Source organism: Kribbella sp. NPDC004875, assembly GCF_042873375.1.
GTDB lineage: Bacteria > Actinomycetota > Actinomycetes > Propionibacteriales > Kribbellaceae > Kribbella.
Window position 1 is genome coordinate 86,371 of sequence record NZ_JBIALI010000001.1, and the last position, 23,948, is coordinate 110,318.

The 23,948-nt window shown below is 67.9% G+C and carries 29 protein-coding genes; 11 read left to right on the forward strand and 18 right to left on the reverse strand.

Going from position 1 to position 23,948, the window contains the following annotated elements; genetic code table 11:
• Window positions 1-143 precede the first annotated feature (143 nt).
• Both ACFYRH_RS00395 and ACFYRH_RS00400 read right to left on the reverse strand, forming a co-directional pair.
• Window positions 144-2,117 carry a hypothetical protein gene (locus ACFYRH_RS00395; RefSeq protein WP_387765715.1) on the reverse strand — a complete coding sequence of 658 codons (1,974 nt, stop codon included), beginning with the start codon at window positions 2,115-2,117 and terminating at the stop codon, window positions 144-146.
• Between the two features lie 68 nt (window positions 2,118-2,185).
• Window positions 2,186-2,743 (reverse strand): hypothetical protein, encoded by a 558-nt coding sequence (locus tag ACFYRH_RS00400; RefSeq protein WP_387765718.1) that lies wholly within the window; start codon window positions 2,741-2,743, stop codon window positions 2,186-2,188.
• Window positions 2,744-2,904: 161 nt separating this feature from the next.
• Here ACFYRH_RS00400 and ACFYRH_RS00405 point away from each other — a divergent pair, with 161 nt between their 5' ends.
• Window positions 2,905-4,047 (forward strand): molybdopterin-dependent oxidoreductase, encoded by a 1,143-nt coding sequence (locus ACFYRH_RS00405; RefSeq protein ID WP_387765721.1) that lies wholly within the window; start codon window positions 2,905-2,907, stop codon window positions 4,045-4,047.
• Window positions 4,044-4,532 carry a hypothetical protein gene (locus ACFYRH_RS00410; protein WP_387765724.1) on the forward strand — a complete coding sequence of 163 codons (489 nt, stop codon included), beginning with the start codon at window positions 4,044-4,046 and terminating at the stop codon, window positions 4,530-4,532. The genes ACFYRH_RS00405 and ACFYRH_RS00410 overlap by 4 nt, the downstream gene beginning before the upstream one ends.
• Here the strand turns inward: ACFYRH_RS00410 and ACFYRH_RS00415 are convergent.
• Window positions 4,423-5,247 carry a 3-keto-5-aminohexanoate cleavage protein gene (locus tag ACFYRH_RS00415; RefSeq protein ID WP_387765726.1) on the reverse strand — a complete coding sequence of 275 codons (825 nt, stop codon included), beginning with the start codon at window positions 5,245-5,247 and terminating at the stop codon, window positions 4,423-4,425. The genes ACFYRH_RS00410 and ACFYRH_RS00415 overlap by 110 nt on opposite strands.
• Window positions 5,248-5,339: 92 nt before the next feature.
• Here ACFYRH_RS00415 and dtd point away from each other — a divergent pair, with 92 nt between their 5' ends.
• The gene (dtd, locus tag ACFYRH_RS00420) at window positions 5,340-5,765 is read left to right on the forward strand and encodes a D-aminoacyl-tRNA deacylase (RefSeq protein WP_387765728.1); all 426 of its coding nucleotides are present in this window, start codon (window positions 5,340-5,342) and stop codon (window positions 5,763-5,765) included.
• Window positions 5,766-5,883: 118 nt separating this feature from the next.
• Here dtd and ACFYRH_RS00425 read toward each other — a convergent pair whose 3' ends face one another.
• The 7 genes from ACFYRH_RS00425 to ACFYRH_RS00455 all read right to left on the reverse strand — a co-directional run bounded on the left by ACFYRH_RS00425 (window position 5,884) and on the right by ACFYRH_RS00455 (window position 11,170).
• The gene (locus ACFYRH_RS00425; protein WP_387765730.1) at window positions 5,884-7,110 is read right to left on the reverse strand and encodes a choice-of-anchor P family protein; all 1,227 of its coding nucleotides are present in this window, start codon (window positions 7,108-7,110) and stop codon (window positions 5,884-5,886) included.
• 316 nt (window positions 7,111-7,426) lie between these two features.
• Window positions 7,427-7,723 carry a DUF1416 domain-containing protein gene (locus tag ACFYRH_RS00430; protein WP_387765733.1) on the reverse strand — a complete coding sequence of 99 codons (297 nt, stop codon included), beginning with the start codon at window positions 7,721-7,723 and terminating at the stop codon, window positions 7,427-7,429.
• A gap of 3 nt (window positions 7,724-7,726) precedes the next feature.
• Window positions 7,727-8,575, reverse strand: coding sequence for a sulfurtransferase (locus tag ACFYRH_RS00435; RefSeq protein WP_387765736.1), 849 nt, complete (start codon window positions 8,573-8,575; stop codon window positions 7,727-7,729).
• Window positions 8,576-8,587: 12 nt separating this feature from the next.
• Window positions 8,588-9,037 (reverse strand): DUF4395 domain-containing protein, encoded by a 450-nt coding sequence (locus tag ACFYRH_RS00440; protein WP_387765739.1) that lies wholly within the window; start codon window positions 9,035-9,037, stop codon window positions 8,588-8,590.
• Between the two features lie 271 nt (window positions 9,038-9,308).
• Window positions 9,309-10,250 carry an RDD family protein gene (locus tag ACFYRH_RS00445; protein WP_387765742.1) on the reverse strand — a complete coding sequence of 314 codons (942 nt, stop codon included), beginning with the start codon at window positions 10,248-10,250 and terminating at the stop codon, window positions 9,309-9,311.
• 14 nt (window positions 10,251-10,264) lie between these two features.
• Window positions 10,265-10,711 (reverse strand): TlpA family protein disulfide reductase, encoded by a 447-nt coding sequence (locus tag ACFYRH_RS00450; protein WP_387765744.1) that lies wholly within the window; start codon window positions 10,709-10,711, stop codon window positions 10,265-10,267.
• Window positions 10,712-10,756: 45 nt separating this feature from the next.
• A complete protein-coding gene (locus ACFYRH_RS00455; RefSeq protein ID WP_387765747.1) occupies window positions 10,757-11,170 on the reverse strand; it encodes an HIT family protein in 414 nt (137 codons plus the stop codon).
• Between the two features lie 22 nt (window positions 11,171-11,192).
• Between ACFYRH_RS00455 and arfB the strand changes: the two genes are divergently transcribed.
• The 4 genes from arfB to ACFYRH_RS00475 are packed head-to-tail and all read left to right on the forward strand — an operon-like array spanning window position 11,193 to window position 13,458.
• The gene (arfB, locus tag ACFYRH_RS00460; RefSeq protein WP_387765750.1) at window positions 11,193-11,627 is read left to right on the forward strand and encodes an alternative ribosome rescue aminoacyl-tRNA hydrolase ArfB; all 435 of its coding nucleotides are present in this window, start codon (window positions 11,193-11,195) and stop codon (window positions 11,625-11,627) included.
• A 30-nt stretch (window positions 11,628-11,657) separates the two neighbouring features.
• Window positions 11,658-12,293, forward strand: a complete 636-nt coding sequence (locus tag ACFYRH_RS00465; protein ID WP_387765753.1) for a hypothetical protein — start codon at window positions 11,658-11,660, stop codon at window positions 12,291-12,293.
• Window positions 12,290-12,856 (forward strand): hypothetical protein, encoded by a 567-nt coding sequence (locus tag ACFYRH_RS00470; RefSeq protein ID WP_387765756.1) that lies wholly within the window; start codon window positions 12,290-12,292, stop codon window positions 12,854-12,856. The genes ACFYRH_RS00465 and ACFYRH_RS00470 overlap by 4 nt, the downstream gene beginning before the upstream one ends.
• A complete protein-coding gene (locus tag ACFYRH_RS00475; protein WP_387765759.1) occupies window positions 12,853-13,458 on the forward strand; it encodes a hypothetical protein in 606 nt (201 codons plus the stop codon). Before ACFYRH_RS00470 ends, ACFYRH_RS00475 begins: the two co-directional genes overlap by 4 nt.
• Here the strand turns inward: ACFYRH_RS00475 and ACFYRH_RS00480 are convergent.
• Both ACFYRH_RS00480 and ACFYRH_RS00485 read right to left on the reverse strand, forming a co-directional pair.
• Entirely contained in the window at window positions 13,421-14,785 is a 1,365-nt protein-coding gene (locus ACFYRH_RS00480; RefSeq protein ID WP_387771650.1) for a hypothetical protein, read from the reverse strand. The two genes, ACFYRH_RS00475 and ACFYRH_RS00480, sit on opposite strands and share 38 nt — an antisense overlap.
• Before the next feature lie 61 nt (window positions 14,786-14,846).
• Window positions 14,847-15,086 (reverse strand): MoaD/ThiS family protein, encoded by a 240-nt coding sequence (locus ACFYRH_RS00485; protein ID WP_387765762.1) that lies wholly within the window; start codon window positions 15,084-15,086, stop codon window positions 14,847-14,849.
• Window positions 15,087-15,248: 162 nt separating this feature from the next.
• Between ACFYRH_RS00485 and ACFYRH_RS00490 the strand changes: the two genes are divergently transcribed.
• Complete coding sequence (locus tag ACFYRH_RS00490; protein ID WP_387765765.1) at window positions 15,249-15,962, forward strand: winged helix-turn-helix domain-containing protein; 714 nt, start codon at window positions 15,249-15,251, stop codon at window positions 15,960-15,962.
• Between the two features lie 3 nt (window positions 15,963-15,965).
• Here the strand turns inward: ACFYRH_RS00490 and ACFYRH_RS00495 are convergent, their stop codons facing one another.
• The gene (locus tag ACFYRH_RS00495) at window positions 15,966-16,274 is read right to left on the reverse strand and encodes a hypothetical protein (protein ID WP_387765768.1); all 309 of its coding nucleotides are present in this window, start codon (window positions 16,272-16,274) and stop codon (window positions 15,966-15,968) included.
• A 109-nt stretch (window positions 16,275-16,383) separates the two neighbouring features.
• On the reverse strand, window positions 16,384-18,189 hold the full coding sequence (locus ACFYRH_RS00500; protein ID WP_387765771.1) for a bifunctional metallophosphatase/5'-nucleotidase: 1,806 nt from the start codon (window positions 18,187-18,189) through the stop codon (window positions 16,384-16,386).
• 174 nt (window positions 18,190-18,363) lie between these two features.
• Here ACFYRH_RS00500 and mshD point away from each other — a divergent pair, with 174 nt between their 5' ends.
• From mshD to ACFYRH_RS00515, 3 genes are all read left to right on the forward strand, one after another.
• On the forward strand, window positions 18,364-19,269 hold the full coding sequence (gene mshD, locus ACFYRH_RS00505) for a mycothiol synthase (protein ID WP_387765774.1): 906 nt from the start codon (window positions 18,364-18,366) through the stop codon (window positions 19,267-19,269).
• Between the two features lie 393 nt (window positions 19,270-19,662).
• A complete protein-coding gene (locus ACFYRH_RS00510) occupies window positions 19,663-20,133 on the forward strand; it encodes a DUF6318 family protein (RefSeq protein ID WP_387765777.1) in 471 nt (156 codons plus the stop codon).
• Window positions 20,130-21,014, forward strand: coding sequence for a PKD domain-containing protein (locus ACFYRH_RS00515; protein ID WP_387765780.1), 885 nt, complete (start codon window positions 20,130-20,132; stop codon window positions 21,012-21,014). Before ACFYRH_RS00510 ends, ACFYRH_RS00515 begins: the two co-directional genes overlap by 4 nt.
• A gap of 880 nt (window positions 21,015-21,894) precedes the next feature.
• Here ACFYRH_RS00515 and ACFYRH_RS00520 read toward each other — a convergent pair.
• The 4 genes from ACFYRH_RS00520 to ACFYRH_RS00535 all read right to left on the reverse strand — a co-directional run bounded on the left by ACFYRH_RS00520 (window position 21,895) and on the right by ACFYRH_RS00535 (window position 23,884).
• Window positions 21,895-22,314, reverse strand: coding sequence for a hypothetical protein (locus tag ACFYRH_RS00520; RefSeq protein ID WP_387765783.1), 420 nt, complete (start codon window positions 22,312-22,314; stop codon window positions 21,895-21,897).
• Between the two features lie 2 nt (window positions 22,315-22,316).
• Window positions 22,317-22,493, reverse strand: coding sequence for a hypothetical protein (locus ACFYRH_RS00525; RefSeq protein ID WP_387765786.1), 177 nt, complete (start codon window positions 22,491-22,493; stop codon window positions 22,317-22,319).
• Window positions 22,494-22,604: 111 nt separating this feature from the next.
• A complete protein-coding gene (locus ACFYRH_RS00530; protein ID WP_387765789.1) occupies window positions 22,605-22,751 on the reverse strand; it encodes a hypothetical protein in 147 nt (48 codons plus the stop codon).
• Window positions 22,752-22,816: 65 nt separating this feature from the next.
• Window positions 22,817-23,884 carry an alpha/beta hydrolase gene (locus ACFYRH_RS00535; RefSeq protein ID WP_387765792.1) on the reverse strand — a complete coding sequence of 356 codons (1,068 nt, stop codon included), beginning with the start codon at window positions 23,882-23,884 and terminating at the stop codon, window positions 22,817-22,819.
• Between the last annotated feature and the right edge of the window lie 64 nt (window positions 23,885-23,948).

The window sequence follows — 23,948 nt, forward strand, 5'->3', positions numbered from 1 at the left end:
GTAGCTGCCCGTGGCGGAGGTAGCTGCCCGTGGCGGAGGTAGCTGCCCGTGGCGGAGGTAGCTGCCCGTGGCGGAGGTAGCTGCCCGTGGCGGAGGTAGCTGCCCGTGGCGGAGGTAGCCGCGGTGGCGGTGGGGCTTGGGGGTCAGCGTTCGCGGCCGCCGTCGTTGTTTCGGCTTCGGTCGGCTTCGCGGGAGCGGTCGCCGCGCATGTGCTCGGGGCGTTCGCCTTGGTTTCCTGCGCCGCTCTCGCGGGTCGCTCCGGCGGCGGGGGCTACTCCGGTGCGGGTCTGCTCCAGCGTGTCCCGCTCGCCGGACGGGATCTCCGGGCCTTGGCCGTTGGTCGCCTTGCCGTTCTGACGGTAGTGGTCGAGCAGCGGCTCGACGGCCGGCTGTGGCCATTCGACGGACGTCTGGCCCTGCTCCTCCGAACCGAGCTCGGCCTGCGAATCGACCGCCGACTGTGCGGTGCTGCTGGCCTTCTCCGCACCACCGGGCCCCTGCTGCCCGGCCTCACCCGGACTTTGCTCGCCGCCCTGCATCCCCTGCTCGGACGTCTGCCCTTGCTGAGCCGCCTGACCCTGCTGAGCCGCTTGCCCTTGCTGAGCGGTCTGCCCCTGCTGGGACATGTCGACCTGCTGCCCCTGACCATCTTGCGTCTGAACGTCCTGCGCTTGAACGTCCTGCGCTTGAACGTCCTGCGCTTGAACGTCCTGCGCTTGAACATCTCGCGTCTGAACGTCCTGGGTCTGGCCGTCTTGAGTCTGGCCGTCCTGGGTCTGGCTGTCTTGGGTCTGGCTGTCTTGGGACTGGAGGTCTTGGGCCGATGCCTGCTCGTCCTGGGTCAGGTCGGTTTGCTGTGTGGTGTCTGGCCCGAGGTCCTGCTGGTCGGCCAGGTCAGCCTGGGCCTCTGAACCCTGCTCCAGGTCGGCCCGCTGATCCTGCGCGGGCACGTCCTGTTCGTGCCGCAGGTCAGTCTGCTGGTCCTGCGCAACGTCGGTCTGCTGGTCCTGGGCGGGCGCTTGCTGCTCCTGGGTCACGTCGGTCTGCTGCGCGTCGTCCTGTCCGCGGTCCTGCTGGTCTCGCTGCAGATCCTCTTGCTGGCCCTGGCCGGCCGGGTCTTGCTGGTCCTGCTCGGCCTCGGTCTGCTCCAGGTTCTCGGGACGGTTTGCCGGATCCTGCTCCTGACCGAGATCCTGCTGCTCCTGCTGCGCCTGCTGCAGGTCCTCCTGCTGGCCCTGGTCGGTCGGGTCCTGCTGGTCCTGCTCAGCTTCGGTCTGCTCCAGGTTCGCGGGCTGAGTCGCGGGGTCCTGCTCCTGACCGGGGTCCTGCTGCTCTTGCTGCTCCTGCTGCAGGTCCTGCTGCCGGCGCTGGTCTTCCGGATCCAGCGCGGCCTGTTCGGCCAGCTCGGGGTTCTGCTGGTCCTGCGCCGCCTCGGCCTGTTCGACGTTGTCGGGCTGGGTCGCCGGGTCCTGCTGCTCCTCGAGATCCTGCTGCTCCTGCTGGTCCTGGAGGTCGTCGGCCAGCTGTTCTTCGTCCAGGCGGTCGTCGAGTTCGTCGGCTGCGGCCACCGTGCCGGCGGCGGCTGCTGCGGCGCCGGGGTCTATCCCGTCACGGGACTCCTGGGCGCGCCGCTGGTCCTCCTCGCGCTTCTTCTCCGCGTCTTCGCGGTCCCGTGCCGCTTCGCGGTCCTCGATCGCCTGGTCCGTCTCGGCCTCGGCCTCGGCGTCGTCCGCCGCCCGGTCCTCGGCCGCGTTCTGGTTCTCGTCCGCGACCCGGCGCTCGTAGTCGTCGGGGATGTGGTCCCCATCGCGGTCGTTCAGGGCCTGCGCGTCCGCGTCCCGCTGGTCCTGGGCGCGCTCCGTCTCGTTGCCCTGCTGCTGCTCGCGCAGGAGGTCGCGCTGGTTGCGGAGGTCGGCTGCCTCGGTCTCCAGATCATTGGCCCGTTGTTCCGCGGCGCGCACCTGACGCTCGATGTCCTGGGTGTCCGCGCGCGGGTCACCCTGCACGCCCTGATTGCCGTTTCCGTTGCGGCGCTGGAGGAGGGCCGTCTCGAGTCCGGCCCGGATCCGCTGCTGCGGGCTGAACCGGCTCCGCGCAATGCCCTCGAGGCGCTTCATGAAGGCATACAGCTGCCTGAGTTCCCGGCGGAGGTCAGCGAACAGGTCCTCGGCTTGTACCTCTGACATCAGGCCACCTCGCTGGCGTAGACGGAGTATCCGAAGCCGGCTGTCGTGTCGTCCGGTCCCGGCTGGGACGCAAACAGGTGGAACTCGGCTCCCGGCCGGAGCCAGACCGCCAGGTGCCGGCGGCGGCCGCGCCACTCCGGCGGGATCCGGACGTCGTTCCCCGACCCGACGAAGACCGGCGGCCCCCAGTACCGGCGGGCGAGATCGAGCTGGGCCGGCCAGTGATCGTCGATGCCGTCCTCGACTGCTGAGAGCTCACCGGCACCGATGTCGTACGCCGACCAGCCGCTGCGGGGACTCTCGGGCAGTACGGCGTCGGGCAGCACGAGCATGACCGTCTCGCGCGGTGTGACAAGGCCCCAGGTGTAACGATCCGGGTCGATGTTGCCGGGCGCCCATGGGCGCCAGCCAGTGGCGGCGGTGACGCGATTGACCAGGGCGCGGATCGCGTCCATGCCGGTGGCCGGCGGTCCCCAGATCGATCGCCAGTCGACGACCTCGGCCAGATCCGCCATCGCGCGCTCGTCGTCCTCGGACGACCGCTCCTGCGTCTTCACTCCGCCACACTCCTCTCACGTGTTGGCCCAGAGTATGCCCGGATCGGTACCACCTACCGCCGATCATTGCGCGCCTGTGGACAACCGATCCCGGTACGCCGTTCGCGAGCAGTAACCGCAGATCGCCGTACGCCCGGCCCAAGTTGAGTTGTAGTGGAAACATGAAGCTGCCGGCGCCACCGACGGAGAAGTCGTTCCCCTCGCCCCTGCACCATCCACGGGTGGCGACGGTGATCGGCCGCTGGCTGGGGATCGCCGTCGCGGTCTGCTTCCTGACCGGGCTGTACAGCCACTTCCAGCAGGACACTCCCACCTGGCTGCCTGTGCCCAGTCGTCCGGCCGGCCTGTACCGCGTCAGCCAAGGTCTGCACGTCCTGAGCGGCACCGTGGCGATCCCGTTGCTGCTGGCAAAGTTGTGGACGGTCTACCCGAAACTGTTCGCGAAGCTGCCCAGCCCCAAGGATCTCGCGCCCCTCCTCGAGCGCGCATCGATCCTGGTCCTCGTCTCCACCATGGCGCTCGAACTGTTCATCGGCTTCCTCAACACCCTGCAGTGGTACCCGTGGCCGTTCCCCTTCCGTCAGACCCACTACGCCCTCGCGTGGATCATCGTCGGCGCACTCCTCGTGCACCTCGCAGTCAAACTGCCCCTGATCCGCGAAAACTGGCGCCGTACGCCGGAACTCGCGCCGGAATCGCTGCCACCGGCCACCACCGGACTGACCCGGCGCGGCCTGTTCCGAACCGTCGCCGGCGCCGCGACGCTCGTCGGCATCACGTCGGTCGGCCAGTCCGCCCCGGCCCTCGGACCGGTCGCCGTACTCGCGCCCCGCAAGCCGAACGTCGGCCCGCAAGGCCTGCCGGTGAACCGTACGGCGGAAGCCGCCGGCGTGACCGGGATCGGCCCGGACTGGCGCTTCACCGTCGAGGGCCTACGGCAACTGTCGTACACGATCGACGAACTCCGAGCGCTGCCGCAGAACGGTTCCGACCTGCCGATCGCCTGCGTCGAGGGATGGAGCCAGGGCGCGCGCTGGGAGGGCGTGCGGATCCGCGACCTCCTCGAACTCTGCGGCGCCCCACCGAAGTCGCGGGTCCGCGTGGTGTCGATGGAGAAGGGCGGCTTCTACGCGACCACCGAACTGCCGGAGGAGTTCGCCGCCGATCCGCTCACGCTGCTGGCGCTCAGATTGAACGGCGGTGAGCTCGCGCTCGACCACGGGTTCCCGGCGCGGATCATCGCTCCGAACCGGCCCGGCGTCCTGCAGACCAAGTGGGTTCACCGGCTGGAGGTCATCGCATGAAGACCCGGATCGCCCTACTGGCCGCAGGTCTCGCGACCGGCCTCTGGGGCCTGTGGACTCTGGTCCACACCGTCGAACTCCGAGCGATCACCAGGCTGCCGATCTGGCTGGCCGGCGCCGTCATCGCCGACGACTTCCTCCTGATACCGCTGACCGTCGCGACCGGCTGGCTGGTCACCCGTTGGTCGACCGGCCCCGGCCACCACCGAACAGTCGGCGCACTGCGCACCACCTTGCTGTACGTCGGCATCACCACCCTGATCGCCCTGCCGTTACTGCTACGGCAGGGAACCGGGGCCAACCCGACGATCCTCCCCCGCGACTACCTCCGCGACTGGCTCTTGCTGGAGGCAACAATCATCGCGGTCGGAGTGATCAGCGCCGCACGTTCAAGAGGTCGCGGGCCTCGTCGGGCGACATCGGCGGACGCTGGGCGAGGGTCGCGAGCGTTGCGGCGCGTTCGACGAGTTCCGCGTTGTGAGTGACCGACTGACCCTTCGCGAGCGTCAGCGTGTCCTCCATACCGACCCGGAGGTTGCCGCCCTTGGACAGGGCGGCCAGCGCGACCGTCAGCGCCGTACGGCCGATGCCGGTGGCGGACCAGGACGTGACAGCGTCGGGGAGGGCGTTGACGGCGGCGACGAGCGCGTCCGCCGTACCGGGCATGCCGCCCGGGACACCCATCACGAGGTCACAATGCACGCGACCGCCGTACGGCAGGCCGTACTTGTCCAGCAGCCGATGTAGCGCGGCGACGTGACCGAGATCGAACAGCTCGAACTCGGGGACGACCTCGCGTTCCTGGGTGAGCTGGAAGAGCTGCGTGACGAACGGCCACGGGTTCATGAAGACGTCGTCGCCGAAGTTGACCGTGCCCATGGTCAGCGAGCAGGAGTCGGGTACGGCGTCCAGCACCCGCAACCGATTCTCGTACGGGTCGGTGACGGCACCGCCCGTGGAGAGCTGGACGATCAGCGCGGTGTTCTCCCGGACCGCGGCGACCGTCTCGGTCAGCCGGCCGAGGTCGAGAGTCGGCCGGTGCTCGCCGTCGCGGATGTGGATGTGGATCATCGCGGCCCCCGCGGACTCGCAGCGCTTCGCTGTCTCGACCAGCTCGTCGAGCGTGGTCGGCAACGCCGGGCAGTCCGCCTTCGCGGTCTCGGCACCGGTGGGAGCAACAGTGATCAGAGTCGACGCCATGGACGAATCCTGCCAGATCGCACTTCGAAACGGATATTTGCCGGTCGCGGGGTCCGATCACCGGACGATCTCCGGCACGGCAGGATGTTCCTATGAGAGCCGTAGTACAGCGAGTCAGTCAGGCCTCGGTCAGCGTGGACGGCGAGGTGGTCGGGGCGATCGACGCGCCCGGACTGCTGGTCCTGCTCGGCGTCACCCACGACGACACCCCCGAGAAGGCCGCCACGCTCGCCGCCAAGATCTGGACGCTGCGCATCCTGCACGACGAACGCTCCGCCGCCGACGAACAGACCCCGATCCTCGCGATCAGCCAGTTCACCCTGTACGCCGACACGCGCAAGGGCCGCCGCCCCTCATGGAGCGCGGCGGCCCCCGGGCCGGTCTCGGAACCGCTGTACGACGCGTTCTGCAGCAGCCTGGAGACCCTCGGCGCGAAGGTCGAACGCGGCCGCTTCGGCGCCGACATGCAGGTGTCCCTGGTCAACGACGGCCCGGTCACCCTCATCCTCGACGCCTGAGAAAGACGTCTGGGAACAACCACCCGGACAACGAACAACCGGCCCCCGGATCCGTGCGGGATCCGGGGGCCGGGAGTTCTGGGTCGGTGAGGTTCGACTCAGAGCGTGTCTACTGAGCTCAGCTGACGACGCCGGCGGCCGAGTGGCCGACGATGACCTTGGTGTTCAGGCTGTAGACGTCGACGACCAGCGCGTTCACCGAGATGTACCGCTTCTGCCGCATGACCTCGTTGAAGGTCAGACGGGCAACGCCCGGGATGTCCAGCGTCTTGTTCTCGCCGGTCGGGACGTTGTAGGTCTTGTTGCCGACCTTGATCGAGGCGATCTGCGAGGACGAGCTGACGCCGCCCTTGCCGTCCTTGGTCTTCCACGCCGACGCCGAGGACTCGATGGCGCCGATGGACAGCGTGCCCACCTTCACGCCCGCGACGTGCGAGGTGAAGTTGATGTAGGACTTGTTCTCGCCGATGGCGCCGTTCTTGGTGGTGTAGACACCACCGACGTAGGCGACCTTCGGGATGTTCAGCTCGCCGACCGCGACCCGGACCGTCTTGCCCTCAGTGCCCTGGCAGGTGGTCTGAAGCGACGTCGGGCTGGACACGACCAGCTTGTCGGCCTTGGCCTGGGTGCCGTAGGCGTCACCGATCACCAGCGCGGTGGCCGGCTTCGAGATCTCCGCGCGGGTCTTCAGGACCGCGACGTCGACGCCCTGCGGGATGTACTGGTTCTTCACCGTCGCGTGCAGCACGACGGCCTGCGCGTACGAGTAGATGCCGGAAGCGGTCTTCACACCGCCGACACGGTTCAGCACGATGTAGCCGAGGCCCGGAACCGCGACCTTGGTGTTCGGCTTGGGGTTCAGCAGCGACGGCACCGTGATTGCGCCGATCTTCACGCCCGCGAACGAGGTGCTGCCGGTGTAGGACAGCTGGCCGTTCGAGTACTTCGACGTGGTGGTGGTCTTCACGCCGGTCAGCGTGAGCAGGGTGCCGACCTTGACGTCGGCGGCCGTCGCGGTGCTGGTGACGCCCGTCCCGCTCTTGTCGTTGAACCCGTGCGTGTCGGTCTTGACCGAGCGCGCGATCGCCTGGTTGTTCACGTTCGCCGTGGCCAGGTCGTTCTTGTCAGCCTTGGTGGCGTCCGTGGTGCAACCGAACTTGCTGATGACCTGCGGGCCGCTGTTCGCCAGACCGGATTCGACGTCGGTCCCGTACGAGTAACCGCTGTATCCGAAAACCGGCGAGGCGGACGCCGAACCCGAGGTCAGCGCGATCGTAGAAGCCACGCCGACAACCGCCGCAACTCCGACGGCGGCGAGCTTCTTGTATCCGATGCGGGGTCGCATTGACCCCTCCTCCCTGAGTGATGACGTGACCCGAAGTGCGGGTCAGGACACAGACACAACTCGGCCGACTGCGGTAGGTGACGAGCCGACCCCGCTCCGAGACCAAACCGTTACATTCCCGCCCCCTCCGGCGAGATTTACCCGACACCCCGTAACTCGGGTGCGATGACCGGCGCGAATCCCTGCTATGTAAGCGATTCCGGGACGTCTCCAGGCATGCCGAAGGGCCCGGACGCGCAAGGTCCGGGCCCCTCGGTGCTTACTTCAGGGTGGGCCACCTCGGGTGGTGGTGGCACCTTCAGTAACGAACGACTGCTCAGACGGTGACGGCCACTTCCGCGACCTCGCCGTACTGCGCGACGACCTGCCGGTCGACCGGCTGTGCCTTCGGCGCCAGCGTGCGCAGCGTCCAGCTGCCCGGCGCCGCGAAGAACCGGAAGTGTCCGGTCGCCGAGGTCGGCACCTCGGCCGTGAACTCACCAGTGGCGTCCAGCAGCCGCACGTAGGCGCCGCCGACCGGCTCCTCGCCGCGCAGCACCTGGCCCTGGATCACGGCCTCCTTGTCGACGTCGACGCCCTTGAGGTCGAGGCCGCCCTGCTTGGCTCCGCACATGTGTCACGCCTTCCCGGGCTCGTCGCCGAGCGCAACGGGTACGCCGACCAGCGAACCCCACTCGGTCCAGGAACCGTCGTAGTTCTTCACGTTCTCCTGGCCGAGGATCTCGTGCAGCACGAACCAGGTGTGCGCCGAGCGCTCGCCGATCCGGCAGTACGCGATCGTGTCCTTGCCGAAGTCCACACCGGCGTCGGCGTACAACTGCTTCAGCTCGTCGTCCGCGCGGAAGGTGCCGTCGTCGTTGGCCGCCTTGCTCCACGGGATGTTCGCCGCGGTCGGGATGTGACCCGCACGCTGCGCCTGCTCCTGCGGGAGGTGCGCCGGGGCGAGCAGCCGGCCGGCGTACTCGTCTGGGCTGCGCACGTCGACCAGGTTCTTCACGCCGATGGCCTCGTTGACCTCGTCACGGAAGGCGCGGATGTCGAGGTTCGGGGCCTTCGCGGTGTACTCGGTCGCCTCGCGCTTCTCCACCTCGTCGGTCAGCTCGCGGCTGTCCAGCTCCCAGCGCTTGCGGCCGCCGTCGAGCAGGCGGACGTCATCGTGGCCGTAGAGCTTGAAGTACCAGTACGCGTACGCCGCGAACCAGTTGTTGTTGCCGCCGTACAGCACGACCGTGTCGTCGTTCTTGACGCCACGCTCGGACAGCAGCGCGCTGAACTGCTCCTGGTTGACGAAGTCGCGGCGGACCGCGTCCTGCAGGTCGTCCTTCCAGTCCAGCTTGATCGCGCCGGCGATGTGGCCGGCGTCGTACGCCGAGACGTCTTCGTCGACCTCGATCAGGACGACACCGGCGTCGTTCTTGTGCTCCTCGACCCAGTCGGCCGAGACGAGCGCGGATTCCCTGCTCATGTGTGCTGCCTCTCAGTTGGTAGCGGTGGTAGCTGGCGTACGAATGCGGTGGATCAGCAGATAGGCCTCGCAGCCGAGGCAGAGCCCGACGGCCGCGTTCACGAACGCGGCCACCAGGGCGAATCCGGTGGCGACCACTCCCAGCACGGTGAAACCGGTCAGGTACCCGGCCAGGCCGATCACCGCGAAGACGAGGCCGACCAGCTGGGCGAACCGCGGCGGGGCCGCGTCCTCCAGCTCCTTCGGCGGGCCGAGCCGGGGCCGGACCAGCCGCTTGAACAGCAAGCCGTACGGCGACGCGCCGACCCCGAACGCGACCGAGACCGCGAACACGACGGCTTGCACCGCCAGCGGCCAGGGGTTGTTCAGGACGAGCGTCAGCGCCAGGACGAGCGTGGTGAGTCCGGCGGCGAACCGGAGTCCGCGCGGATCGACCTTCTGTGCCGCCTGTGGTTCGGACATGACGACTCCCGGAAAAGGAGGGTGCCGAGCCGGATCCCGCCCGGGTACGCGGGGAGGCGACGTACGCGGAACCGTGCTCAGTGACCGGTTCCGCAGCGCTCGGGACGCCGCCTGGTCAGCGGCGACGACACAGCGATGAGCGCACCCGGCAGTTGTCCACTGCCCTGCGCTTCGTCAGCCATGTCGTGTAAACCACGCATCGAGCGTACGGAACCCCGGCGGCCCTGCTCACCCTGGTCCCATCAGTTGAGACAACTGATCACATCGCGGACTATCGGGTCCGTACCACGTTGGTACCAGCCACCTTGTCGTGCAGCGCCTGCTTCTTGTCGTCCCACAGCGGCCAGAGGTAGTCGAGCAGCACCAGGAAGCTGAACAGCGTGCCCACCAGCGGGACCGCGCTGAGCAGGCTGAGGAGGATCTCGAAGCCGTACCGCTTGGCCACGGCCTGACCCGGCGGGTTACCGGGCACGTCCCGCAGCCGGACCGCGATACCGAGCGCCATCTTGCCCGGCGTCGCGCCCTTCTTGGTCAGGAACAGGTACTCGTAGAGGAAGCCGACCGCGGCGCTCAGCAGCGTCGCCGGGATGATCCACTTGTAGACATCGGGCGGCAGCGACGTGTTGGTCTGCGGGTTGCCGGCGGCGGCCGCGTCGAACACGTCGGTCAGGAAGCCCTGGAGGATCTTGCCCTCCTGCCAGTAGAAGTAGCCGGTCAGCGGCAGGCCGACGATCCAGATGATGATCGAGTCGATGAGGTGCGCCCACACGCGGCGCCACCAGCCGGAGAGCGGCTGCCCGTCCGGAGTCGCGTAGACCTTCTGCCCCGGGTAGCCGTAACCACCCTGCTGCTGCGGATGACCGGCGTACTGGCCGTACTGCTGTTGCCCGTACTGCTGTTGCCCGTAGTGCTGCTGGCCGTATTGCTGCCCGTACGGCTGCTGGCCAGGGGTCTGCGGCTGGCCGGGCGCCGGCGGCTGGTAGCCGGGCGCGTACTGGCCGTACCGGGGCTGCGGGACCGGTTGCCCGTGCTGCGTGGGTCCTGGGCCACCGGCGCCGTACACCTGCCCGTGCTGGGCGGCCTGACCGAACTGGCCCTGGAACGGCGGTGGGCCCTGCTGCGCGCGGCGCTGATCGGTCCAGGTGCTGCCGTCCCAATAGCGCTGCTGCTTGGGGTCCTCGGGGTCGTCGTACCAACCGGCTGGAGAGGTCACGCGGAGAGTCTTGCTTACGTCGCGGCTCTTTCGCCATTCTGCTGTTCGATCGCGACGGCCAGAGCAGCGATCACGTCCGGCTTCCGGGGTGCTCCGCTGGCGCGCTTCACGACCGCTCCGGTGCTGTCGAGCACCAGCGTGGTCGGCGTACGGAGGATGTCCAGGCGCCGGACGAGCTCGAGGTGCGACTCGGCGTCCAGCTCGACGTGGCGCACGCCGTCGACCATGCCCTCGACCTCGACCAGAGTCCGCCGAGTCGCGCGGCAGGGCGCACAGAACGCCGACGAGAACTGCAGTAGCGTCGCCCGCTCCCCCAGCTCGCCGCCCAGCTCAGCGGCCGTCACCCGCTCCACGTCGTCCTCGCTCTTCCCGCGAAACCGCCCGTCGACCCACGCCTTGAGCCCACTGAGCACCAGGCCGGCGGCAACAGCCCCCACCAGTACCCACAATCCCAAGCTCACAGCTACCCACGGTACGACGCCCCATTCAGGATTCAACCGCCCGTTTCACGTACTGAGAAGCTCCACCGGGTCACCACCGAGCCGGTGCCGGGACCGCCCGGTGGGCCAGGGCAGACAGTCGTCACCGTCGCCCGGGTACCGCGGCACCACGTGGATGTGCAGGTGGTCGATGCTGCGACCAGAGTCCGGACCGCTGGCGTTCAGCAGGCAGACACCGGTCGCGCCGAGGCGGTCGACCATCCGCTGGGCGATGCGCTGCGCCAGATCCATCACGTGCACCAGGTCGCCGGGCGGTGTGTCCAGGACGCCGACCTTGGTATGACGGCGCGGGACCACGAGCGTGTGGCCCGGTGAGATCTCCTCGCCGGGCAGCGGAAGGAACGCGACCGCCGCGTCCTCGTTCGCGATCCAGCGGGCGGTGTCGGCTGAGATGAGGCCGCAGAAAACGCAGGTATCCATCGGACAATTCTCCTCCGGTCTAATGGGTCCTGTGGAGAGTGGACTGACCGTGCGTTCGGGTGTGGTGATCCCCGAGGGCGAACTGGCGTGGCGGTTCTCACGGTCGAGCGGACCGGGCGGGCAGTCGGTGAACACCACGGACAGCCGCGTCGAGCTCAGCTTCGACGTCGCGGGTACGTCGGCGTTGAGCGACGTACTGAAGACTCGGGCGCTGGAACGGCTGCAGTCGCGGCTGGTCGACGGGGTGGTCACGATCGCGGCGTCGGAGTACAAGTCGCAGTGGCGGAACCGGGAAGCTGCGCGGGAGCGGCTGGCGACGCTGCTGCGTGAGGCGATCGCACCACCGCCGCGGAAGCGCCGCCCGACGAAGCCGAGCAAGGGCTCGGTCCGGCGCCGCCTGGACGACAAGAAGCGCCGCGGCGAGACCAAACGCCTCCGGGGTCGCCCGACCGATTAGGACGCCCCTCTGGATGGTTAGGCTTCCGCCGTGCAGGAAACGGGGACCGGGGGGTCTGAGCAGCAGGAGCCGGAGGAGCTTCCGGAATTCCAGGACCTGAAGGTACGGGGCCGTTCGGTCCGCACCTGGGCGATCAGCGCCGGCGTCGTCCTGCTGGTGATCTCAGCGGCGTTCGGCGGGCTCAAGAAGGCCGGCGACGAGACGCCGCACGTGGCGGCCGGGACCGCGATCGACGCCGGACAGTTCGAGGTGAAGATCCAGCGGGCCGTCGCCGTGAAGGACCTGAAGCCGTTGTTCGTCCCGGACGAGGGTGGCCTGCTGATCGCGGTCGTGACCAAGCTGAAGGTGACCGACGACCTCGGCACGACGCCACCGCCGGACCTGATCCGCCTGATCGGCGTACCCGGGGTGAAGGACACCGACCCGCCACTCGGGACCACCAACCTGCGCGACGAGACGATGAACCCGGTGCTGACCCCGGACGCCGCCGAGGACGTCGCGTACGTCTGGAAGCTCCCGAAGGGCACCAAGCTTCCGGCCGACGTCAGCCTGACGGTCCAGGGCTACGAACACGAGGACGAGTCGCTCCTCGACCACCACGAGAAGTGGCTGCCGGACACGATCGTCGCGGACAGCACGGTCGCGGTGAAGGACAACACCAAATGAGCACTCGCAAGTTGCTCAACGTCGCCCTCACCCTCGGCGTCCTGGTCGCGATCGTCGGCCTCTACCGGCTGACGCCGACGCAGAAGGACATCCAGCAGCCCACCCCGGTCCGAGGGATCGTCGGCCGCGCGGTGAAGACACCGCGATTCGACCTGACCGTCGATGACGTCCGGGTCGGCAAGAAGCTCCGGATCCCGCACTCCACGCCCGACCGGGACAGCCTGACCGACTTCGTGGTCGTCGACGCGACCGTCACCGCCACCCAGGAGCCGGTGCACATCCAGAACGTGCGGATCCGGTCATCCGACGGCGTCACCTATCTCGGTGCCAACCGCAGCGGTCTCGACCAGGTCGACCTGACCGGCAGCGAGTTCGCGCCGGACATCCCGACCCGCGGCTCGTTCGTGGTCGAGATGCCGGCCGACAAGGTGCCCGGGGCAACGTTGCTGGTGATGGAGAAGTCGATCCTGAACGACCTCGAGCCCCAGGTCACCGTCCCGCTCGGCGAGGACGCACCGCAACTGCAGGACGTCGTCACCCTCTCCGCCGCGAGCGACACGTGAGCGGCGCGCGCCGCGCCCGCCGCGGCTGGCTCCGGAAGAACACGGTCGCGCTCGCGACGCTGGCGCTGACGATCCCGCTGGCCGGTTGGTGGACCACCCACAGCGACTACAAGTCCTGGTACGACGCTGAGCCCCGCGATCCCGTGGTCGTGTCGGCGAGCGGGACGCCGTACAACGGGGCGACCTGGTTCGGTGCCGGCGTCGAGCAGAACCCGCAGGCCTCGGAGACGGGTCGTGATGACGACCTCCCCAGCGGTACGACGCGGATCCGGGTCTACTTCCGCTTGCAGGTCGATCAACTGTCCGCGCTCGACGGTCTCGGCGGTTGCCAGATCCAGCTCCGTGCGCCGGACGGCCGGATCTGGAAGGAAACCGTGGTCGCTGACGCCTACCAGGACCGTCCGACCGGGTGCACGGGAGGTACGGACGACAAGCCGGAGAGCTGGCGTGGCGCGCAGGCGCAGTACTTCGTGAAGCCGGTGGCCGGGAAGCCGTTCGAGACAGTCGCGATCTTCGTCGTACCGACAGCGGTGGCCGGCAGCGTGCGGCCGACGATCACGTGGGCTACGAAGCTCCCTCAGTACCTGGCATTCCCGAAGTAGCCGCGCTCAGGTCGGTGACGCCCTGGTCACCGGCCGGCTGCTGGTGGACCGCCCGCGTCCGCGGGGTCAGGTAGCCGGAAAGACCGCCGATCATCCGGTCGTAGGCCGCGGCGAGGAGACTCACCTGCAGCATCGTCTTCAGGCCGTCGGTGATCAGGTTCAGCGGTTCGTCGATGACCAGCCAGAACTGCAGCGTGTGCGGCCCGAGGACCCAGAGTTTGAGGGCGATCCAGACGGCGCTCGCGGCGAACGTGACGATCGCCCAGGCCAGGAAGTACCCGAGCATCGGCCGCAATCCGGAGCGGACCACCAACCGGAACGCCTCGACGACCGGCGTCCACCGGTCCTTCCAGTCGGCGACCACCGAGTTGCCGGCAACCCGGACGATCCGCGGGGTGCGCTGCCAGCGGTGGGTGATCCGGTCGAACCGCCAGCGCGGCCGGTCGAGCTTCTTCACGACCCGGCCGTAGATCACCGCGGTCATCGTGATCCACATCAGCGGCAGGACCGCGGCGTCCCACAGGTCGCCGATGCCGGCCGCGAGGAAGCCGGTGACCGCGTCCCACACCTCCCGGACCTGGTCGACGCCGAGCACATGGTCGAGGACCCAGGTGTACCCGTCGTGCAGCCACTGCCAGGCCACGCGCTCCTTCAGCCACGTCATCGGCGGCGGGATCACGGACGTCGCCTGGTAGGTGACGACGAAGATCCAGAGCGCCTCGAGGTAGGTGACGAAGAGCTTGCGGACCGGCCCTTCCTTCTCCTTCTTCCACTTCTTGAACGCGAACCGGAGCAGGTACGCCGAGACGCCGAGCCCGAGGAACAGCCAGGTGGACAGCGATTCGAGACCCTCCGACCGCTGCGGCAGCGGACCGCCGCTCAGAACGGTGGCCGCCACCTCGTTCGCCTTGTGTACGGCGAGTTGGTACTCGTAATCGAGCGCCTCGTTCTGCAGGAACTTGTACGCCGCGTAGAACGCCAGGAACGGGAGCAGCGCGGCAGCCAGCGCATCGAGCGGCTTGTGCTCGCTGCCCGGTTCGACACCGTCAGGGGCGAGCATGCCCTCGGCGACCGCCCGGCGATGGAACGGCAGCTCACCGCGCAGCACCAGGAACATCGTGACGTACATCGCCAGCGAGACCATGACGAGCAACGCCAGTACGGCGATGCCGGCCGCCTCGGCCTTGGCTCCGGCCTGGACGGCCACCCACTGCAGGCCCCGGTGCGCGAGCTGCGCGACCAGGAACACCGCGAGCAGGCGCGGCCACGCCTTGCCGAACAGGACCCCCGCCCGCCCCACTGTCGTGAGTAGCGTCCCCGACTCCATCGCCACGCGAGGAATCTACCTCCTGGGGAGCTCTCCCGGCGGGCCGGCTAGACAGGCTCGCTCAGCCGCCGGCGAACGGCGGGAGAGCGTCCACGAGGGCACCCTGGGTGAGCGGCGTGTTCGGCTCGGCGCGCTCCCCGTCGAGGAGGAACGTGCAGATCGACAGCACTCGCGCCAGGTCCGGACGGTCGGTGGAGACGGTCGTCACCAGGTCGCGGATCGAGGCCGCCTCAGCGGTCGCCGACGACTCTCCGGCGGCCGAGCGCGCGGCGGCGAAGTACCTGATGGTCACTTCCGGCATCTGGTCGGCGCCTCACTAATCGGTTAAGTCTTCCGCTATTATGTCAGCTTGCTGTTACGACCAAGTGTGTCCCAGGCCCCCGGCAACGACGCCGTCGGGGCCTGACGTGCACGTGGACCGGATCGCCACCGCTGGATCCGATGATCAGCACAAGGAGACAGCGTGAGCACGTTGCTTCTGCTGACGAACGCTCTGCAGGCTTCCACCGAGGTCCTGCCGTCGCTCGCCCTGCTCCCGCACCAGATCCGGATCCTGCCCGCCGAGGTCGCCGCATTGGTCGACGCACCGGACGCCGACGCCGTCCTGCTGGACGCCCGTCGTGACCTGGTCGCCGTCCGCAGCGCCTCCCGGCTGATCCGCACCACCGGCATCGACGTACCGCTGCTGCTGGTCGTCACCGAGGGCGGTCTGACCGCCGTCAACGCCGACTGGGGCGCGGACGACGTACTGCTCGACACCGCCGGACCGGCCGAGATCGAGGCCCGGCTGCGGCTGGTGATCGGCAGGCTCGCCGCGACCCGGAACGACGAGCCCGAGTCGACGCTGATCCGCAGCGGTGACGTGATCATCGACGAGGCGTCGTACACGGCGAAGCTCAACGGCCGGGCGCTGGACCTGACGTACAAGGAGTTCGAGCTCTTCAAGTTCCTCGCGCAGCACCCTGGGCGGGTCTTCACCCGGGAGCAGTTGCTGCAAGAGGTCTGGGGCTATGACTACTTCGGCGGCACCCGGACGGTGGACGTGCACGTACGGCGGCTGCGCGCGAAGCTCGGCCCCGAGCACGAGTCGCTGATCGGGACCGTCCGCAACGTCGGCTACCGCTTCGTCGTCCCGCCGCAGCCGACGACGCGCGAGCCCGCGGAGTCCAAGTCCTGAGGCTCAGAAGAAGAACTTCAGCAGGGTGAACGCGATCGCCAGAGCCGTGGTCAGCGCGGCCTTCCAGGAGCCCAGACCCTGCTTGAACCCGGCGACGAAGGTCCCGATCGTGATCGGTACGAGCATCACCAGGAGCGTCACCCCGGCGGCGTGCACGCCGACATGCGACTGCCAGGTCAGCAGCCATCCGACGAGGTAGGCGAACGTCAGCCCGAGCCAGCTGGTGATCTGGACCGATCCGTCACTACTGCGGTGACCACGGTGCGACGCCCGGGCGGGCCGCCGATGCGAGGTCGGAGCAACGTGCGACATCGCTCACCTTCCGTAAGTAGCTGAGTACGCAAGGTACCAGCTCCCCCGGTGGGAACGAAAAAGCCGGTACGCCGCCCGCGAGGACGACGTACCGGCTGATCGGTCGTGCTCAGGAACCGACGGAGATGCGGTCGGTCGCGACCGGGGTGTACGGGTCGTGCGCGGTCAGGTACTTCGCGAAGGCGTCGATGTCGAGCCCACCGAAGTACTTGTTCGTCGCCGTGGTGAAGGCCGGGAAGCCGTCACCACCGTCGGACAGGAAGTTGTTCGTGACGATGCGGTACGACGTACCGTCCACCAGCGGCTGGCCGCCGATCTTGATCGAGCCGGCGACGACCTTCGAGCCCGCGGCGGCCGCCGGGTTCCAGGTGTAGGTGATGCCCGCGACCTGGAGCACCTTGTACTTCGCCGCCTCCGGACCGTTGACGCCGGAGAACTGCTGCTCGAGCAGGGCCTTGATCTGCGTGCCGGTCATGTCCATCGAGACCAGGAAGTTGTTGAACGGCTGCACGGTGAACGCCTGCCCGAAGCTGACCTCGCCGTTGGTCGACGCCAGGTCCGCGCGGATGCCACCCGGGTTCATGAACGCGGCGACCGGGGTCTTGCCGTCCGTCACCACCGACGGATCGGCCAGCTGCGCGTCCGCGATCAGGTTGCCCAGCGGCGATTCGAGCGAGTCGTCGTTCGTCCGGACCACCGACGGCGTGGTGATGTGACCGATCACCTTGTTCGCGATCGGGGCGACCAGCTCCTTGTACTTCGCGATCAGGGCCGCGGTCTTGGGGTCCTGCACGACGTCCTGGGTGACGATCTGGTTGTTCGCCAACGTGTTCACGCGGTCGACGTCACCGGTCGCGTTGTCGACACTCAGCCGGACCTCGGTCACGAGCCGGCCGAACGACGACGCGCTGGTCACCAGCCGTGGCTTGCCGGCCTTGTCCGGCAGCGAGCAGTTGTACGCCTGGTGGGTGTGGCCGGAGATGATCGCGTCGATCTCCGGGTCCAGCCCGGCGTTGATGTCGACGATCGGGCCGGAGATTCCCGGGCAGCTGTTGTACGCCTTCGGATCGGCCGGGAAGCCACCCTCGTGCAGCAGCACGACGATCGACTTCACACCCTTCTTCTTCAGCTCCGGGACCAGCGCGTTCGCGGTCTCGATCTCGTCCTTGAACGTCAGCCCCTCGACACCGGACTTGGTGACGATGTTCGGCGTGTTCTCCAGCGTCATCCCGATGAAGCCGACCTTCTGGCCGTCCGCGAAGGTCTTGATCGTGTACGGCGCGAACAGCGTCTTGCGGGTGTTCTCGAAGAACACGTTCGCCGAGAGGTACTTGAACTTCGCGCCCTCGAACGGATGCTTCGGGTCCGGGCAGGAGTTCTGGTTGTTCTGCCCGTCGCCGTCCGGCAGGCAGCCGCCGGTCTGCATCCGGAGCAACTCGTGCCAGCCCTCGTCGAACTCGTGGTTGCCCACCGACGCAGCCTCGAGTCCCATCCCGTTCAGCGCTTCGATCGTCGGCTCGTCGTGGAACGCGGCCGACAGCAACGGCGAGGCGCCGATCAGGTCACCGGCGGCGACCGTCACCGAGTCCTGCCCCTTCGCCTTCGCGGCCGCCCGGAGGTCCTTCAGATGCGTCGCCAGGTACGCCGCGCCACCGGCCGGGATGCCGTTCACGTTCCCGCTCGAACCGGTCGCCGGCTCCAGGTTGCCGTGGAAGTCGTTGATCGCGAGCAGCTGGATCTGGGTGTGGGTCGGCTTCGGCTTCTTCGCCTGCACGGCGGTCACCTGGGTCGCGGCCTGCGGCGCCGTACCCGACTGGGTCGCGGCACCGGCCTGGCTCACGGATCCCCCCGCGGCGAAGGCGAGCGCCACGGCCGTCCCGGCGGCGAGCAGACCAGCTGCGCGCCGTCCCCCCAACCGTGCTCTGTCTCGTCCTGTCAGGGCCATGTGTTGTCTTCTCCGTCGTCGTCTCGGTCACCGCGGATCGCGCGGCCCCGCGAAATCCTCCGCGGTGACGGGAAAGCTACCCAAGGCGACGTGTCGCCGCCAGGACCTGAGCATGAACTGAACCGGACCTTTTACGGTATTCAGGTGACCCTCGAAGCCGTTCCCTCACCGTTGCCCTCGGCCACCGCCGCCGCCGTCACCGAACTCACCCGCGCCGCAGCACAGAGCGACGGCGTACACCCGCTCTCCGAACGCACCCTGCTGCACCTCGACGGCGAACACCCCGGCGACGTCCACGTCCTCGCCTACGAAGGCGATCCCGGCACCATCGAGGTCACCGGCCTGCAGAGCGCCCGGAACCTCGTCGGGTACGGCGCCCTGTCCCCCGACGGCTCCGCCGAACTCGTCGTCGCCCCCACCGCCCGCCGCCAGGGCTACGGTACGGCGCTCCTCCGCATGCTGCTCGACCACGGCGGCACCCGGACCCGCGTCTGGGCCCACGGACGTCTCCCTGGCTCCGACGAACTCGCCCACCGCCTCGGTCTGGAGGTATCACGGGAGCTGTACTTCCTCCGCCGTACCAGAGCCGACCTTCCGGAACCGGTGTGGCCCGACGGGATCGCCGTACGCACGTTCGTCCCCGGCCAGGACGACGCCGCCTGGCTGGAGGTCAACGCTGCCGCCTTCGCCGACCACCCCGAACAGGGCAGCTGGACCGCCGCCGACCTCACCGAACGCCTGCAGCAGCCCTGGTTCGACCCCAACGGCTTCTTCCTCGCCGTCGACGCCAACGGCGCGGTAGCCGGATTCCACTGGACGAAGGTCGAGGACAACGAAGGCGAGGTCTACGTAGTAGGCGTCTCCCCCACCCACCAGGGCCTAGGCCTGGGCAAGGCCCTGACCCTCCAAGGCCTCCACTACCTCCAAACGGACCGTGACCTCGCCTCAATCACCCTTTACGTAGACGGCACCAACACCGCAGCCCGCTCCCTCTACACCTCCCTAGGCTTCAAAACCGCCGCCCTGGACGTCCAGTACGCCCCCGCGTAAAGCCTTGGGGAGGATCTCGTCCCAAATCGGGCACACAATCCTCCCCACCCACCCTGAACGGCATCACAGCCAGCTCACCACCCACCCGCGTCATAAACCGCCCCCACACCCGTCCCACCATCAACCAGGAGCCGTCCGAGCCTCTAACCCCCCAGCCGGGCGGCTCCTGGCCCCAACGCCCGTCCACAACTGCACCTTGTGACATCGAGCCAAGCGCCCATGTCCCGTTACGATCGTGTCGACTACGGAGGGCTGACACTCGTGACACACCGCAACAGGCCAACCCAAGCACTCCTGGCCTGCCTAGCCACCACCACACTCCTCACCGCCTGCGGCCCCGGAAGCCCCAAAGCCGGCCAACCCAACACGGCCCCACCCCCGGCGACAAGCAGCGTGCCGAGCGCATCTGCGTCGACGCCGACCAGTTCCGGGGCGAAGGCTCCAGAACGGCCTGCCGCCGCGAACGGCCTGACGCTTGCCGCCGCCGAGGCGTTCTACAGGTACTACATCGACCTCAAGAACTACGCGGCCGCCACGGGAGACACCAAATCGCTGATGGCCGCGAGCGAAAGCGGCTGCGAGGGATGCAGCGATTACGCGAACTACGTAGCCAAAGTCAATGTGGCGAACGGCGGAATCTCGGGCGACTACATCGAGAAAATCAAGGAACTTAACCAACTCACGCGCGGATCGACGGGGCGGGTCGGCGGCTCTGCAGTGATCGCCGTAGGAAACTTCACGACAAAGAACTCGCCGACCGCGACACCAATTATCAGTCAGCCCGCCGAATACACAGACACGATTTCATTGTCACCGAAGGGCCAGAACTGGGTGATGTATGAGATGTTGTTCGAGGAACGATGAGTCAGCCACGGGGACGACTTATCATATTCGCTGCGATCGCACCACTGCTACTCACCGGCCTCTCACTGACGGCGCAGGCAGCAACGAGAGCCGATCCGGACACGACCATCGACTCACAGAAGACAACTTCCGGCGTTCAAATTGGCGGGAAGCAAAAGAAACTCGGGCGTCTAGAGATCGATAACAAGACCCCGAAGAAGACGGCGACAAAAACCTCCGACGCATCTACCCCTCGCCGGCCGTTCCCACTGACGACACACCCCACCGAAACTGTCAGTAAGCAGCGAAAGACCCGGCTGAACATCGGGCTTTGTGGTCGCGAGCAGCCAGACGGAACGATCCCAGGTCCGACTCGCTGCCAACCGTACGTTCCGGATCGACCCGACCAGCGCAAACCGACAACGACGCAGACGCCCAGGCCTCCACGTCCGCAGGATGTCACGTGGGAACAGATTGCCAGCGAGACCAAGGACGTCTCGTTTCCGGCACTTACGGTGCAGGTGCAGCCGCGCGGCCGCACCCTGGTGAACCTGGACACCATCGTTTACACCGACAACAACGGTGTTACCGCCAACTGGGTGAGCGTCCTCGGCTTTCCGGTGCTCGTTGAAGCCACGCCACAAAGGTTCAAATGGAACTTCGGCGACGGCACGACCATGACTACGACTTCTCCAGGTCGCCCTTACCCATCGAAGGACATCACCCACAAGTACATGAAGCGGGCGACTGTTGGACTCACAGTGACGGTCGAATACACGGCCCGGTTCTTCGTGAGCGGCGCAGGCTGGCGAAATGTGGATGGAGTCGTCTCGATCACCGGTCCAGTCACCACGCTCCAGGTCCGCGAAGCAGTCCCGGTACTCGTGGACCCTGGACGCTGATCCCCCGGCTCGCTTGAACTGGTGGCGAGTAGCGGAATCGAGCGCACCAGCGGCCGGATGTCGGGACGTGCCGAATTCGGGAACTAACTCGGCAGCGGCGACGGCGACTCTGACCACACGGCACCTGGACAACGTGGCCCACCCGTAGCCAATGACGAGTGCCTCGGCTAAGGAGAGCTAGTGCTCGTGACAGCCCGCAACGAGGACGGCCGGCCCCGCCACGAAGCCACCCGTGCTGGTTGACCTCGAGTGCTGACGCTGATCCGGGTCGGGCTGCTAGCGCCGGTCAGTCTCGGGTTCGGTTTGGTGGGTGGGTTGATCTGGTTCGGGGGTCGGACGTGGGGCGGCGGGTGGAATGATCGAGGGCGGGCTGTTGGGTTACGGCGTTGGCAGCGGGGGCGTTGGCAGTGAGGAAGCGGAGGCTGTCCAAGGTGTCGCGGCGTGCGTCCGATCCGGAGAACTGAGGCTGCGCCCGCGCTGACGGCGGGCGTGAGGCGACGATCAGTCGATCTCCCCCGACGGGACGGTTCGGCTGGTAGCGGTGTCTCAGTTCCTCGACCTTGGCGTCGAGAGCTGAGCGGATTTCGCGGGCGACGACCTGGCCGGTTTCGGTGGATACCTTCGGCAGGGTTGGCCAGTGCGCGTGGAGCATTGGCTTGATGAGGGCTGCTCGGGCCTCCCGTTGATCCGCCTCACGATTCGGGATCACGTCGGCCAAGCGGTTCGCTACGACGGCGTGGGCGAACTGGTCGAAGTGCATGACGCCTGGCCCAAGAGTCGCGTCGTCGATCTGCCTCTCTCGAGTAGGCCGGTCCAGTGACGTGGACGACGAGGTCATGGGTTGCAGCGAAGGCTCCCGGGTATTGAGGGGCGCCGAGCGTCAGACCGTGGTAGCCGGCCAGCTTCGTGAACGGCTCGAAATCGACGAATGTGCGGACCTCGGCGACCCTTCGATGAGGCCGAGCGAGTGCTCGCTCCGCACCGCGTTGGGCTCGGTCGGCGCGTCCGTTTCCATCCCGCCGTGAGTCCCCTCATGGAGAACGGTCGCCAGTGCCTGGGCCTGCTGGCGAGGATTGACAGCCACTGTCGAACCTGTCAGGTAGCGCAGTACCCGATGCTCGGACAGCTTCATCGTGCCGGTCCTGGGATGCATGCTGCCCAGGGTGTCCGCGCTCGTTGCGAAGAGCTCGCCGTTCCAGCGATCGGCTGCTGTCGGACGGAGCGATAGCGCGATCCGGTAGAGGCGTTGAACCTCTCGATAAACGTCCGACTCGGCAGACACTAGCCGGTCGAGACTCATTGTCAGTCTGTCTGATCAGACTGGGTCCGCGGCCAGCTCGGCTCACGCAGCTCATTCTCGATGTGCTCGAGGGATCGGGTCATGGCGCGGATGTCGGCTTCCTCGTCATGGGAAGCACGGTCGGCGATCGCCCAGATCTTGCGCCGGGCCTCGGCGAGGGCCGCCACCTTTTCGTCCACCGTCCCGTCGACCGGGTACGCCTCCCCGGCGATCGCGCCGGCTTCGTAGTACAGCGGGCTCCACTCGCGTGGAGGCGGCGGCTCGGCGAGGTCCTCGATCAGCTGCTCGGCCTAGGCGCGACCTTCGCTGTCCGGTTCGTCTGCGATCAGGTCACGAAGCTTCTGCTGCGCTGCAGGCAGATCGAAGTCGGGGTCGCTTCTCTGCTGGTACCGCGCCCCCGTGAAGGCGGAATTGAACCGCGCGATGTCGAACGCCATCAGCACTCCTCGAAACCCGTTTACGTACTAACCGTCACGACAGTCGGGGGTGGGTGGGGCGGGAGTTATCCACAGGGTTGGTGGAGGGTGGTTCTTAGGTGGTTGGTTAGGTGGGTGTGGGCTTGTTGGGTGGCGCCGGGGACGGTTCTTAGGCTGGCGTAGCCGTGGGTCAGGGAGGGGTGGGGGACGTAGGTGAGGGCGTTGCCGGCTGCCGTCAGGGCTTCGGCGTAGTCGCGGGACTCGTCTCGGAGGGGGTCGAAGCCGGCGCTGGTGAGGTAGGTGGGTGGGAGGCCGGTGAGGTCCTTGGCGCGGATCGGGGAGACGATCGGGTCGGGGCGGAGGGTGGGGTCGGGGGTGTAGTGGTCGCGGTACCAGATGATGTCGGCCTCGGTGAGGATGAAGCCTTCGGAGAACAGGTCTCGGCTGGGGCGGCGGGCGACCAGGTCCAGAGCGGGGTAGAGGAGGACCTGGAGTGCGGGCTGCGGGAGGCCACGCCAGACGCACTGCTGGGCGACCACGGCGGCGAGGTTGCCGCCTGCGCTGTCGCCGCCGACGGCTACCAGGGACGGGTCGGCGCCGAGGTCCTCGGCGTGCTGGACGGCCCAGGTGAAGGCCGCGATGGCATCCTCGGCCGCGGTCGGCGCGGGCGCCTCGGGAGCGAGACGGTAGTCGACGGACAGGACCCGGATACCGGCGTCGGCGGCGATCGCGCGGCAGAGGGCGTCGTGGGTGTCCAGGTCGCCGACGACCCAGCCGCCACCGTGGAAGAACACCAGCAGGCCGCGGCCGTCGTCGCGGGGGACGTAGAGCCGGGCGCCGAGCTGGCCGTCGGCGCCGCGGACGGTCAGTTCGGTCACGCGCTGTAGTTCCGCGGGCTTGCCGGGTATCAGCTTGCACAGGTTCCGGAAGTGCGCCCGGGCCGCCGCGGCGTCGGTCTTGGTTGTGTGCGGCAACAAGTTCTCGACCCGGAGGAGCAGTTGCAGGTCGGGATCGAGGAGGTTGCCGTCGATCTGAACCGGTGCGCCGGCCAGGCGCCGGCGGACGGCGGCGGGCAGCACGTACAGCGGGGTGAGCGCGTTCGCCTGTACGGCGGTGGCCGTGTCACGGAGTACCGAGTCCAGTCGTGGGTTCACAAGGAGTGACGCTAGCAACCGCGGGCCCGTGATGGGCTCCGAAGGCAATGGAAACGTCACATCG

Coding starts and splice junctions, on each gene's coding strand:
- ACFYRH_RS00530 (WP_387765789.1), bottom strand. CDS start 22,751: ATGGCGTTCGACATCGCGCGGTTCAATTCCGCCTTCACGGGGGCGCGG.
- ACFYRH_RS00485 (WP_387765762.1), bottom strand. CDS start 15,086: ATGCCGGAAGTGACCATCAGGTACTTCGCCGCCGCGCGCTCGGCCGCC.
- ACFYRH_RS00430 (WP_387765733.1), bottom strand. CDS start 7,723: ATGTGCGGAGCCAAGCAGGGCGGCCTCGACCTCAAGGGCGTCGACGTC.
- ACFYRH_RS00520 (WP_387765783.1), bottom strand. CDS start 22,314: ATGAGTCTCGACCGGCTAGTGTCTGCCGAGTCGGACGTTTATCGAGAG.
- ACFYRH_RS00405 (WP_387765721.1), top strand. CDS start 2,905: ATGAAGCTGCCGGCGCCACCGACGGAGAAGTCGTTCCCCTCGCCCCTG.
- ACFYRH_RS00495 (WP_387765768.1), bottom strand. CDS start 16,274: ATGTCGCACGTTGCTCCGACCTCGCATCGGCGGCCCGCCCGGGCGTCG.
- ACFYRH_RS00480 (WP_387771650.1), bottom strand. CDS start 14,785: ATGGAGTCGGGGACGCTACTCACGACAGTGGGGCGGGCGGGGGTCCTG.
- ACFYRH_RS00455 (WP_387765747.1), bottom strand. CDS start 11,170: ATGGATACCTGCGTTTTCTGCGGCCTCATCTCAGCCGACACCGCCCGC.
- ACFYRH_RS00410 (WP_387765724.1), top strand. CDS start 4,044: ATGAAGACCCGGATCGCCCTACTGGCCGCAGGTCTCGCGACCGGCCTC.
- ACFYRH_RS00435 (WP_387765736.1), bottom strand. CDS start 8,575: ATGAGCAGGGAATCCGCGCTCGTCTCGGCCGACTGGGTCGAGGAGCAC.
- ACFYRH_RS00425 (WP_387765730.1), bottom strand. CDS start 7,110: ATGCGACCCCGCATCGGATACAAGAAGCTCGCCGCCGTCGGAGTTGCG.
- ACFYRH_RS00395 (WP_387765715.1), bottom strand. CDS start 2,117: ATGAAGCGCCTCGAGGGCATTGCGCGGAGCCGGTTCAGCCCGCAGCAG.
- ACFYRH_RS00415 (WP_387765726.1), bottom strand. CDS start 5,247: ATGGCGTCGACTCTGATCACTGTTGCTCCCACCGGTGCCGAGACCGCG.
- ACFYRH_RS00515 (WP_387765780.1), top strand. CDS start 20,130: ATGAGTCAGCCACGGGGACGACTTATCATATTCGCTGCGATCGCACCA.
- ACFYRH_RS00470 (WP_387765756.1), top strand. CDS start 12,290: ATGAGCACTCGCAAGTTGCTCAACGTCGCCCTCACCCTCGGCGTCCTG.
- ACFYRH_RS00440 (WP_387765739.1), bottom strand. CDS start 9,037: ATGTCCGAACCACAGGCGGCACAGAAGGTCGATCCGCGCGGACTCCGG.
- arfB (WP_387765750.1), top strand. CDS start 11,193: ATGGGTCCTGTGGAGAGTGGACTGACCGTGCGTTCGGGTGTGGTGATC.
- dtd (WP_387765728.1), top strand. CDS start 5,340: ATGAGAGCCGTAGTACAGCGAGTCAGTCAGGCCTCGGTCAGCGTGGAC.